Origin of the sequence: Superficieibacter sp. 1612_C1, assembly GCF_015234305.1 — a bacterium.
In the GTDB taxonomy this organism is placed as follows: domain Bacteria; phylum Pseudomonadota; class Gammaproteobacteria; order Enterobacterales; family Enterobacteriaceae; genus Superficieibacter.
This window is the reverse complement of the sequence record NZ_JADGMI010000006.1, coordinates 266,261-278,403: the sequence shown is the minus strand read 5'-3', so window position 1 is coordinate 278,403 and position 12,143 is coordinate 266,261. Positions and strand designations below refer to the sequence as shown.

The 12,143-nt window shown below is 56.6% G+C and carries 10 protein-coding genes; 4 read left to right on the top strand and 6 right to left on the bottom strand.

Annotated elements, in window-relative coordinates; translation table 11 throughout:
* Window positions 1-13 precede the first annotated feature (13 nt).
* Window positions 14-1,276 carry a diaminopimelate decarboxylase gene (gene lysA / locus INT84_RS20440; RefSeq protein ID WP_194208275.1) on the top strand — a complete coding sequence of 421 codons (1,263 nt, stop codon included), beginning with the start codon at window positions 14-16 and terminating at the stop codon, window positions 1,274-1,276.
* Here lysA and INT84_RS20435 read toward each other — a convergent pair.
* The 6 genes from INT84_RS20435 to INT84_RS20410 form a co-directional block, all read right to left on the bottom strand.
* Window positions 1,237-2,283, bottom strand: coding sequence for a LacI family DNA-binding transcriptional regulator (locus tag INT84_RS20435; RefSeq protein WP_194208274.1), 1,047 nt, complete (start codon window positions 2,281-2,283; stop codon window positions 1,237-1,239). The two genes, lysA and INT84_RS20435, sit on opposite strands and share 40 nt — an antisense overlap.
* A gap of 130 nt (window positions 2,284-2,413) precedes the next feature.
* A complete protein-coding gene (locus INT84_RS20430) occupies window positions 2,414-3,382 on the bottom strand; it encodes an ABC transporter ATP-binding protein (protein WP_194208273.1) in 969 nt (322 codons plus the stop codon).
* Entirely contained in the window at window positions 3,379-4,359 is a 981-nt protein-coding gene (locus INT84_RS20425) for an ABC transporter ATP-binding protein (RefSeq protein ID WP_194208272.1), read from the bottom strand. Before INT84_RS20425 ends, INT84_RS20430 begins: the two co-directional genes overlap by 4 nt.
* Window positions 4,356-5,303 carry an oligopeptide ABC transporter permease gene (opp4C, locus tag INT84_RS20420; RefSeq protein ID WP_194208375.1) on the bottom strand — a complete coding sequence of 316 codons (948 nt, stop codon included), beginning with the start codon at window positions 5,301-5,303 and terminating at the stop codon, window positions 4,356-4,358. Before opp4C ends, INT84_RS20425 begins: the two co-directional genes overlap by 4 nt.
* On the bottom strand, window positions 5,303-6,262 hold the full coding sequence (locus INT84_RS20415) for an ABC transporter permease (RefSeq protein WP_194208271.1): 960 nt from the start codon (window positions 6,260-6,262) through the stop codon (window positions 5,303-5,305). Before INT84_RS20415 ends, opp4C begins: the two co-directional genes overlap by 1 nt.
* A 45-nt stretch (window positions 6,263-6,307) precedes the next feature.
* Entirely contained in the window at window positions 6,308-8,011 is a 1,704-nt protein-coding gene (locus tag INT84_RS20410) for an ABC transporter substrate-binding protein (protein ID WP_194208270.1), read from the bottom strand.
* Window positions 8,012-8,344: 333 nt separating this feature from the next.
* On the opposite strand from INT84_RS20410, the gene INT84_RS20405 reads away from it, so the two are divergent.
* The 3 genes from INT84_RS20405 (at window position 8,345) to INT84_RS20395 (ending at window position 11,992) form a co-directional block, all read left to right on the top strand.
* The gene (locus INT84_RS20405) at window positions 8,345-9,679 is read left to right on the top strand and encodes a PTS sugar transporter subunit IIC (RefSeq protein WP_194208269.1); all 1,335 of its coding nucleotides are present in this window, start codon (window positions 8,345-8,347) and stop codon (window positions 9,677-9,679) included.
* Window positions 9,680-9,686: 7 nt separating this feature from the next.
* Complete coding sequence (locus tag INT84_RS20400) at window positions 9,687-11,114, top strand: glycoside hydrolase family 1 protein (RefSeq protein WP_194208268.1); 1,428 nt, start codon at window positions 9,687-9,689, stop codon at window positions 11,112-11,114.
* Between the two features lie 104 nt (window positions 11,115-11,218).
* The gene (locus INT84_RS20395) at window positions 11,219-11,992 is read left to right on the top strand and encodes a GntR family transcriptional regulator (RefSeq protein WP_194208267.1); all 774 of its coding nucleotides are present in this window, start codon (window positions 11,219-11,221) and stop codon (window positions 11,990-11,992) included.
* The last annotated feature ends 151 nt before the right edge of the window (window positions 11,993-12,143 follow it).

The following is a 12,143-nucleotide window of genomic DNA, read 5'->3' as shown; positions in this document are numbered from 1 at the left end:
AATGGAGTCAACCATGCCGCGCGCTCTGCACACCACCGACAGCGATTTAAACGCTGAAAATCTGTTACGCTTACCCGCTGAATTTGGCTGCCCGGTCTGGGTCTACGATGCGCAAATCATCCGCCGTCAGATTGCCCTGCTGAGCCGTTTTGACGTGGTGCGTTTTGCGCAAAAAGCCTGCTCAAATATTCATATTCTGCGCCTGATGCGCGAGCAGGGAGTCAAGGTGGATTCGGTATCGCTGGGGGAAATCGAACGCGCGCTGGCAGCGGGCTATGATCCGCAAACCCATCCGGACGATATCGTGTTTACCGCCGATCTTATCGACAGCGATACCCTGGCGCGGGTACATAAATTGCAGATCCCGGTCAATGCCGGGTCAATTGATATGCTCGAGCAACTCGGGCAGGTTTCGCCGGGCCATCGCGTCTGGCTGCGGGTGAATCCGGGCTTCGGTCACGGACACAGCCAGAAAACCAATACCGGCGGCGAAAACAGCAAACACGGGATCTGGCACGGCGATCTTCCGGCGGCGCTGGCAACCATCGAGCAGTATGGCCTGCATCTTATCGGCATTCACATGCATATTGGCTCGGGCGTGGATTACGCTCATCTTGAGCAGGTCTGTGGCGCGATGGTACAGCAGGTGATTGATTGCGGTCAGGATCTGGAGGCGATCTCTGCGGGAGGCGGATTATCGATCCCGTACCGCGAAGGTGATGAGTCGATCGATACCGATCACTATTTTGGCCTGTGGAACGCCGCGCGGGAGCAGATTGCCCGTCACCTGGGCCATGCCGTTAAACTGGAAATTGAACCGGGACGTTTTCTGGTGGCTGAATCCGGGGTGCTGGTGTCTCAGGTGCGGAGCGTTAAGGCGATGGGCAGCCGTCATTTTGTACTCATCGATGCCGGATTTAACGACCTGATGCGTCCGGCCATGTACGGCAGCTATCACCATATTAGCGCGCTGGCGGCCGATGGGCGGGATTTGGACGGTGGCCCGCTGCTGGAGACGGTGGTTGCCGGGCCGCTGTGTGAATCGGGCGATGTGTTTACCCAGCAGGAGGGTGGCAAAGTCGAAACCCGCGCACTGCCAGCGGTCGTGCCGGGCGATTATCTGGTCCTGCACGATACCGGGGCCTATGGCGCATCAATGTCGTCGAACTACAACAGCCGCCCGCTGCTGCCGGAAGTGCTGTTTGACGGCGGAAAAGCGCGTTTAATCCGCCGCCGTCAGACCATTGATGAACTGCTGGCGCTGGAACTGCTCTGATTGAAATAGGGCCCGGTCGTGACAGAATCACGTAACACCAGTTTACCGGTGAACGGCGGGATCGGCTCCAGCGGCTGCCCGCCCACCAGCTTGATCGCCTGATCGATCGCCGTGATAATCATGGTGTCGATGGGCAGATAAACCGTTGACAGTCCTGGTTCCAGCCAGCGGGCGCTGGGAGCATCGTCAAAGCCGAACAGCGAAATATCCTGCGGAATATGCAGCTCCGCCTGGTGCAGTGCTTTTGACGCGCCCAGCGCCATATCATCGTTGCAGGCAAACAGCGCGCTGAATTTCACCTCTTCCGCCAGCAGTTCCTGACAGAGCTCGTAGCCACGCGTCATACTGGCATCGCCGTATTTGACCTTACGTTCATCCTGGGCAATACCGTGTTTTTCAAGCGCCTGGCGATAGCCCATCAGGCGCGCCTTGCCGGTCGGGGTATGGATCGGGACGGTGATGCAGGCGATGTCCCGGTGGCCCTGAGAAATCAGATACTCTACCGCCTGAAATGCGGCGTCCTGCTGCTCAAAGAACACACAGCGTTCGCGCGCGGAACTGACGTCGCGATTGATGATGATCAGCGGCATCGGCAGCGAAGTGATCAGCGAGGTCATCGTCTTTTCGCTCATAAAGCGCGTATAAAGCACGATGGCATCGCAATGGCGATCGGCCAGCATCTGCACCGCTTGCTCTTCGCACTCCGGCGTGTCATGGCCGTCGGTAACAATCAATTGTTTACCATACGATTCCGTCTGGCGCGCCGCCTGTTGCAGCAAGCGGCCAAAATAGAAACCATCAAAGGTTGAGACCACCAGGCCAATGCTATTACTGGTGCGATTAGCCAGCGAGCGGGCGAGAAAGTTGGGGCGATAGCCCAGCTCTTCCATGGCCTTAAAAACCTGCTGACGGGTGCTCTCTTTCACCTGACCTGTGCCGTTCAGTACGCGGGAAACCGTCGCTTTCGACACCCCGGCGCGTAGTGAGACATCCAGCATTGTTGCCATTATTTGTTCCTGATGCCACATGATAGCCGCAGTTTAACATAGAGATTGTGGGGAAAAAGGACGCGTGCTCCAGGATTGTACTTTGATCAACATTCCTCCCGGCAAGCTGTTTATATTGCCGGGGAAATGGTTACGGACTGACCAGATGGCAGGCCACGCGGTGCCCGTCGGCCACCTCCCGCAGGACCGGGATCTCGCTGTGGCAGCGCGCCACGGCATACGGACAGCGCGAGGAAAAACGGCAGCCGGACGGCGGTCGTGACGGATCGGGGATTTCACCGCGCACTGCGGCCACCGGTTCACGGCCCGGTTCCAGCGTTGGCACGGCGGCCAGCAGCGCCTGAGTATAGGGATGCAGCGGCTGACGGAACAACGCATCGCGGCTGGCGGTCTCGACTAACTGGCCCAGGTACATCACCGCCACGTCATCGCAAAGATGCTCCACGACGCCCAGATCGTGTGAAATAAACAAAAATGTCACGCCGCGATCGTCGCGCAAATCAGAAAAAAGATTGATGATCTGCGCCTGGATCGACACATCCAATGCTGAAATAGGTTCGTCGGCAATAATAAAATCCGGGTTGAGGATCAGTGCCCTGGCAATGCCAATACGCTGGCGCTGACCGCCGGAAAACTCATGCGGAAAGCGGTTATAGTGCTGCGCCGACAGTCCGCATATCTTCATCACCTCAATCACTTTTTCCCGCAGTTCGCTACGGGTGCAGAGCCGGTGTTCCAGCATCGCTTCGCCGATGGCCTCACCAATACGAATGCGTGGATTCAGGGAGCTGTACGGATCCTGAAACACCAACTGGATCTTCGGGCGCAATGCACGCCGCTCGCGGGGGGAAAGCGCGTGCAGATCCTGACCGCGATATTTCACGCTTCCCGCCGTTTTGTCATACAGCCCGAGCAGCGTGCGCCCGACAGTGGTTTTGCCGCTGCCGGATTCGCCGACCAGGCCAAAAATCGTGCCCTGACGGATAGCGAAACTGACGCCATCGACTGCCCGCAACTGCCCGGTTTCCTGACCGAACAGGCCGTCCCGCAGCGGAAAATGCTTTTTCAGCCCGTCGACTTCAATAAGGTACTCGCTCATGACTGTGCCTCCGGTAAGCCACTGTAAAAGCAGGCCGCCTGCCGCGTCTGGCCGACCAGCGGCGGGATGCCCTGACGGCAGCGATCGGTGGCGTGCGCGCAGCGATCGGTAAACGCGCAGTAAGGCGGCAGCGCGGCTAAATCCGGCACCTGACCGGGAATGGAATAGAGACGCCGACGGCGCTGGCCGGGCACCGGACGCGAGGCGATCAGCCCCTGCGTATAGGGATGCAGTGGATTGCGCAGCACGTCGGCCGTTGCGCCCTGTTCCACAATACGCCCGGCATACATCACCACCACGCGCTCCGCCATCTGCGCAATCACCCCGAGATCGTGAGTGATCAGCATCAGCGCCATATGATGCTCGCGCGCCCGATCGCGCAGCAGGCGTAAGATCTGCGCCTGTACCGTGACGTCCAGCGCGGTGGTCGGTTCGTCGGCGATCAGTAATTTTGGCTGGCAGCTTAGCGCCATCGCGATCATCACCCGCTGAAGCATGCCGCCGGAAAGCTGATGCGGATAGCTGTTCATCAAACTTTCAGCGCGTGCCAGCCCTACGCCAGCGATCGTCTGGATCGCGTGTTGCCAGGCGGCTTTCGGCGACTCACCGCGATGGCGGATCAGCGGCTCGCAAAGCTGATCGCCAATGGTTAGCACCGGGTTGAGCGCGCTCATCGGCTCCTGAAAGATCATGGCCAGTTCGTTGCCGCGAATATCGGCCATTTGGGACGGTTTGAGGCGTAAAAGATCCTGACCCTGAAAACGAATTTCACCGCCGTCAAGGCGCGCCGCCTGCGGGGGAAGTAGCCCCATCAACGACATGGCGGTGACGCTTTTGCCGCAGCCGGATTCACCGACCACGCCGACGGTTTGCCCGGCATACAGGGTGAATGAAACGTCCTGAACAGCCCGCACTCGGCCCTGATCGGCGGCGAATGAGACGGAAAGATGGTCAAACGCAATTAACGGCTCGCTCATTTCAGGCTCCGCTTCATTTTCGGATCGAGCGCATCGCGCAGGCCGTCGCCCAGCACATTAATGGCGATCACCGTAATAAAAATCGCAATGCCCGGCGGCATCCACAGCCACGGGCGACGCTGAAAGTCGATCAGGCTGTTGGCCGCATCCATCATATTGCCCCATGACGGCGTCGGCGGGACCACACCCAGGCCGAGATAACTGAGCGCCGATTCACTGAGGATGGCATTGGCGACCGCCATCGTGGCCATGACGACCAGAATCGGGATGGTATTCGGCAGCAGATGGCCAAACAGCCGACGACGTGCCGACAGGCCGAGCACCTGGGTTGCCAGCATAAAATCGCGCTCGCGCAGGGAGAGAATTTGCCCGCGCACCAGCCGCGCCAGTTTCGGCCACTCCAGCAGGCTCAGCATCACAATCACCATGTAAATGCGCGAGTCCGGGGAAAAATCCAGTTCCGATAACATGGCCCCGGCGACGATCAGCAGCGGCAGACTGGGGATGGTCATCACTAAATCCGCCAGTCGCATGATCAGTTTGTCGGTAATGCCGCCCATATAGCCCGATATTGCGCCGAGTAAATAGCCGAGCGCCACCGACAGCAGCATGGTCAGCAGGCCAATAATTAAGGAAATTCGTCCGGCCAGCAGCAGGCGGGTATACACATCACGACCGAGAAAATCGGTGCCAAGCCAGTGTTCTGTGCCCGGCGGTTTGTTGATCATCAGGACATCGGTGGCATCATCTTTCCACGGCGACCAGAGCGGACCCAGCACGCACCAGACCGCCATGACTATCAGGATGACCATGCACAACATGGCAAGAGGATTACGCCGCAGCGCGCGCCACGCCTGCCGCCACGGAGAAGGCGTCACCTGTGAAAGCACCGGGATCTCCGTTTTACGCAGGCGACGATTGGTGGAGAACAGGGAACTGAGCATCACGACCTCACCCGAATGCGCGGATCGGCCCACGCGTAAAGTACGTCGGCAAGCAGGTTGCCAAGAATAGTTAATACCGCCAGAAAAAGCGTAAAGCCCATCAGCACCGGATAATCGCGCGCTGCCAGCGAATCAATATGAATATGCCCGGCTCCCGGCCAGTTAAAGACTTTCTCGGTAATGATGGCCCCGGAAAACAGTCCCGGCAGCTCAAAGCCGAGCAGGGTGATAATCGGCAGCAGCGCATTGCGCAACGCGTGCTTAAAAATCACCGTCCGCTCGCGCAGCCCTTTAGCGCGGGCGGTGCGGATAAAATCCATCTTCACCACGTCCAGCATACTGGCGCGGAAATAGCGTGTCAGGCTACCCGCCTGTAGCATCACCAGCGCCAGCACCGGCAGGAGCAAGTGGGCGGCAACCTGCATCATCCACGCCCAGCCGCTGTCGTCGCTACCGGTATTGGTCATCCCGCCCACCGGCAGCCAGTGCAGATCGACCGCGAACCACTTGATCAGCAGCAGGCACAGAAAAAAGGTCGGGAATGACATGGCGGCGAACACCGCCACGCTCACCAGATGATCGAACAGCGAATTGGGTTTCAGGGCCGAGATAATGCCGACTGCCAGACCAATGCCCCAGTAAAACACCAGCGCGACGCTTGCCAGCAAAAAAGAGTTCCAGATGTACTGATTCAGCAACTCACTGACCGGAATTTGATACTGCAATGAAAACCCCAGGTCGCCCCGCGCCAGTTGACCCAGCCAGTGCAGGTAGCGGGTAAACAGCGGCTGATCGAGACCGTAAATGGCCTTAAGCTCGGCGGCGCGTGCGGCGGTCAGGGTAATATTGCCGTCAATAAAATCGCCGGGCGTTTTGGCGAACAGCATAAAGATGATCAATGAGGCGAGCAGCAGCATCGGCAGGGTTTGCAGCAATCGCCGCAGAATAAAATTTCTCATGATTCTCTCACGGCCGCCGCCCGGCAGAAGGGCGGCGGCGAGGCATTACTTAACGATTTTTACATCCGGCAGGCTGCCGGTCAGACCGTTGTAGATATCCGGTTTAAAGCCGGTAACGCGGGCGCTACTGGCGGAAAGAATTTTCCGGTTGCCGAGCAGAATGACCGGCGGATCGTCGGCCAGCACTTTGTAGAGCTGGTGGTAAATTGGCTTACGCTTTTCCACATCGAGCGTGGCGTTACCTTCATTGATCAGCTTATCGACTTCAGGATTGTTATAGCCCGACTCTTTGGCCTCGGTGCTGTAAAAATCCCAGACGCCATCATGCGGATCGTTCAGGGTGCTGGTGCTAAATGACGCCAAATCGTAATTGCCCGATTTGCGCTGCGCCATCAGGGCGTTGAAATCAACCACCTGTGGTTTTAACTGCACGCCGATTTGCTGCCAGTTTTCTTTGGCAATCGGGATCAGCGCATCGTTAAGCACTTTTTTGCTCACCAGCAGCGTCAGCTCAAGACGTTTGCCATCTTTTACACGGATGCCATCTGCGCCCGGCTTCCAGCCCGCTTCATCCAGCAGCTTTTTCGCCTGCGCTGGATCGTACTTATACGGATTCACCCCGTCCGGGTTGTACGCCCATGAAATCGGCGCGATAGGTTCAATGGCAACGGTGCCGTACCCCTGATAGACCACGTCGATCAGTTTCTGGCGATCCAGACCATAAATCAGCGCCTGCCGGACTTTGACCTCTTTCAGGGCAGGGCGGCGGACGTTAAATTCCACCTCGCTGTAATCGCTGGAGCCATACAGGTTGATATTGGCGAAGCCCAACAGTTTAAGTTGTTCAATATCATCCGGGCGCGAGGTAAAGGCGTCGTAGTCCGTCTCACCGGTCTGGAACAACTGGAAGTTGGTGGACGGATTAGTTACGCGATAGATAAACCGCGGCGTGGGTGGCGTACCGCGCCAGAAATGAGTATTGGCGTGGAAACGGATCTCCTGGCCGGGGATATATTTATCATAGACATACGGCCCGTTGCCCAGCGGCTTGCCGTGCAGAGTCCGCAGGTAGTCGAGGTTGCCGCGCTGATAATTCTTACCGTAATACGCTTTGGACAGCACCGGCCCGCCGATTTTCGCCAGCGTCGTCGCGCCCGGCTGAGTGGTGGTGACTTCAATCGTCTGCGGGTCGATCACTTTCAGCCCACTGACGCTGTCAGCTTTTCCGGCCTTGTACTCTGCGCCACCGGCAATGTTGGCAAGCGTAATATCGATAGCGCCGTCGTATTGCGGATCGGAGAGAACGGTCAGCGTAAACGCAACATCTTCAGCGGTCAGCGGTGAACCGTCGCTGAAGGTCAAATTTGGACGTAACTTGATGGTATACACCTTGCCGTCCGGGCTGACGGTCCAGCTTTCAGCCAGTCCCGGCACCAGTTTACCCTGACTGTCCCAGTCAATCAGACGCGAGAAGATAACGTTAGTCACGTTTTCATCCCAGCCGTTAACGAAGAAATAAGGGTTAAAAATGCCCTGCGGCTCGGAGATCCCGGCAACAACTGCGTCTTTACGCTGCTTTGCCGCTGCCGGGATCTGGCTGGCATCGGTAGCTGGCGTGATCCCCTCTTTTAAAACGTCATCCGCGCTGGCAAGAGAAGAAAAGGCCACTGCGCCGCCGAGCAACGCGATATGCAGGGCCAGGGTAAAGCGCGTGGGTTGTGTTGATAACGATCTCAGTAGCCTGGTCAAAAGCGTTCCCTCATCAGAGTTATGCAGAAAATTGACAAATAATGACGAACGATAAGAGCGGCTCTCTGGCCTGTCTAACAACGAAACGCGCTGATTTATAGCCATTCGGCCTTAGAAAAAAATCAGCAAAACATTGCTGAAGAACAGCAAAAGCCGCCACATTTAATGTGGTATGCCAATATTGAAAATCTGCTGGATCTGGAATGCCTGTTACCATCCTGAGACGTCAGTCACAGAACTTTTAGCGTTACATGACTATTTTTGGTATGCCAAATGGGCGCTGGCTGTCCCCATTTTCGATAACAGGCCCCTAAAATTCTGAGGTAACACCCGATGGCATTTCAGGAAAAAATGATCGACTCGCTGGGCAGTTTTGCGACTAAATTCAACAGTTATCGCTACATCATGGCGATCAAATCCTCCTTCATCACGCTGATGCCGGTGATCATCGTCGGCGCATTTTCGGTGTTAATTTCCAACATGGTGCTGGACCCGAAAAACGGTCTGGCCAGCTTTCAGTCGCTCTCTTTCCTCGCCGCACTCAAACCTATTACCAGCGCAATTAACTATGCCACGCTGAACTTCCTCAATATCGGCGCGGTGTTTTTGATCGGTATTGAGCTGGGCCGAATTAACGGTATTAAAACGCTCTTTCCCGGCCTGCTGGCGGTGATCTGCTTTATCTGCGTCACGCCGACCACCGTTGAAATGATGGTCGACGGACAGATGCATGAAGTGAAAGATGTGCTGCTGCGCCAGTTCTCGGATACCCGCAGCCTGTTCCTCGGCATGTTTATTGCCATTCTGTCGGTGGAGATCTACTGCTGGCTGGAAGGGCGTCCGGGGCTGAAGATCAAAATGCCGGACACCGTGCCACCGAACGTCTCCGCCTCGTTTTCCGCGCTGATCCCGGCGATCATCACGACTACGGTCATCGCCACCTTCGGCTTTGTGTTCCATCAAATCACCGGCATGTACCTGTACGATGCGGTGTACCAGGTGGTACAGCAACCGCTGGAGCGGGTAGTGCAAAGCCTGCCGGGGATCCTGCTGCTGATGTTTGTCGCCCAGTTGTTCTGGGTGATTGGCATTCACGGCAACCAGATGATCAAACCGATCCGCGAGCCGCTGCTACTGGGGGCCATCACCGTCAATATGAGCGCCTTTGAACAGGGCAAAGAGGTGCCGAATATCATCACCATGCCGTTCTGGGATGTGTATATGAGCATTGGGGGTTCCGGCCTGACGATTGGCCTGCTGATTGCGGTGATGATCGCCACCAAACGCAAAGAGATGCGGGAGATCGCCAAACTGTCGATTGGACCTGGACTGTTTAATATCAACGAGCCGGTGATTTTCGGGATGCCGATTATGCTGAATCCGATCCTGGCGATCCCTTTCATCATTACGCCGCTGGTCACTGGCTCTATCGGCTATTTCGCCACGGTTACCGGGTTTGCCGGGAAAGCGGTCGTGATGGTGCCGTGGACCACGCCGCCGCTGATCAACGCCTGGCTTTCTACCGCCGGTTCGATGGGCGCGGTGGTCACGCAACTTATTTGCATTATTACGGCGATCATTATTTACCTGCCGTTTGTCAAAATTGCTTCCCGCCGCGCGGAACAGGCGCAGTTGCTGAGTGAACAGCAGGCTGCCGCCAGCAAATGAGGATCTTATGAGTATAAAAACGGTGTCTATTCCTGACGATTTTATTCTGGGGGCGGCGGCCTCCGCCTGGCAAACCGAAGGCTGGAGCGGCAAAAAGGAAGGCCAGGATTCGTGGCCGGATCTCTGGTACAAGAACGACCGCCACGTCTGGCATAACGGCTACGGCCCGGCGGTGGCAACCGATTTTATCAACCGCTTCCGTGAAGATGTCGCGCTAATGAAGGAAGCGGGGTTGACGCACTATCGCACCTCGATTAACTGGTCGCGCTTTCTCACCGACTACGAAAACGGTACGGTAGACGAAGAGTACGCCGCGTATTACGACCGGCTGTTTGATGAGATGCAGCGCCACGGCATCGAGCCGATGATTTGCCTGGAACACTATGAACTGCCCGGCTATCTGCTGGAAACCTACGGCGGCTGGGCATCGAAAAAAGTAGTCGAACTGTACGTGCTGTATGCCCAAAAAGTGTTTGAACGCTATCATCAAAACGTGACGCGCTGGTTCACCTTTAATGAACCGATCGTGGTGCAGACGCGGGTTTATCTTGACGCGCTGCGCTGGCCGTATGAACAAAATACCGGCACCTGGATGCAGTGGAATCATCATAAAACGCTGGCGACGGCAAAAGTGGTGAAGTTGTTTCATGAGAAGGGGTATCGCGGCACGGTAGGCTGCATTCTCAATCCGGAAGTCACCTATCCGCGCTCGCGGGCGGCCCATGACGTGCGAGCCGCTGAGGTTTACGACCTGTTTTATAACCGGGTGTTTCTCGACCCACTGGTGCACGGCGAATATCCCGCCGAGCTGTTCAGGCTGCTGGAGCAGCATAATGTCGCGTGGGATTACACCGCGGACGAGCTGGCGATCATTCGTGATAATACCGTCGATGAGCTGGGTATTAATCTTTACTATCCACACCGCGTGAAAGCGCCGTCCCGCGCCTGGCATCCGCAGACGCCGTTCCATCCGGCGTATTATTACGAGCCTTTTGACCTGCCCGGTCGACGGATGAACACCTCACGTGGCTGGGAGATTTACCCGCGCATTATTTATGACATGGCGATGCGCATCAAAAACGAGTACCGCAATATTTCGTGGTTCGTGGCCGAAAGCGGGATGGGCGTGGAGAACGAAGCGCAGTACCGCAATGCGGATGGAGTGATTGAGGATGATTACCGCATCCGTTTTATCAGCGAGCATCTGTATCAGACGCTGCTGGCGCGCGAGGACGGGGCAAACTGTCAGGGCTATATGCTGTGGGCCTTTACCGACAACGTCTCGCCGATGAACGCGTTTAAAAACCGCTACGGACTGATTGAAATCGATCTTGATAACCACCGCGCCCGGCGGGCCAAAAAATCCGCCTCGTGGTTTCGTCAGCTGCGCGAGCGTCGCCAGCTTACGCTGACCATCGACGATGAGGATAAGTAGCCCATCGCTGAAGTGAAAACCCCCGAAACGGCGTGAAATTTGGTAAACTTGTCCGCGTCCGGGCCTTCCCGGACGTTAACGTCAACGTATGCACAGGTGATAGTGTGGAGAAGGCCCTCGTCCCGCCGGAAAAGAAACCTTACCAGGAAATTGGTGAAGATTTACGCGCGCAGATCGTGCAGGGGCGCTACCCTCCCGGCTCGCGGCTGCCGCCTGAGCGCAATATCGCCGAAACCTATGGTGTCAGCCGTACTATCGTTCGCGAAGCGCTGCTGATGCTGGAGCTTCAGGGCACGGTAGACATCCGCCAGGGGTCCGGCGTATACGTCATGCGCGTGCCCTGTGAAGAGGAAAACGAGGAAGAACGCCTGCTTAACAGTGACGCCGGGCCGTTTGAAATCCTCCAGGCCCGACAGCTGCTGGAAAGCAACATCGCCGCCTTCGCCGCCCGGATGGCGACCCGCGCCGATATCGACAATTTGCGCCGGATCATTGAGCAGGAACAGCGGGCGATCGCCACCAATGACACCAGCCAGGATAACAGTAAGATGTTTCATCTGGTGCTGGCCGGAGCGTCACAAAATCAAATGCTGCTGATGACGGTCGAAAACATCTGGCACCAGATGGACGTCAATCCGCTGTGGCAGCAGTTTAACGCCCATATTGCCAGCCGCACGTATCGCCTGAAATGGCTGGGCGACCGCCAGACTATTCTTGCCGCCCTGCGCCGCCGCGATGTGATGGGGGCCTGGCAGGCCATGTGGCAGCATCTGGAAAACGTCAAAAACAGCCTGCTGGAATTGTCCGACGAGGATGCGCCGGATTTTGACGGTTACCTGTTTGAGTCGGTGCCGATTTTTCAGGGGAAGATGATGTGAGGCCGAACAGTGAACCGTTCGGCCTGGAAAGATTTAGTTGCGGCCTTCTGCCTTAATAGGCTGGCATAAGACTTTTGCTTAAACAAAGTAGACTGATTTCATTATCAATAGTTAAGTATCCCGGTGGAGAAATTTTTGCACAGGAACGTGA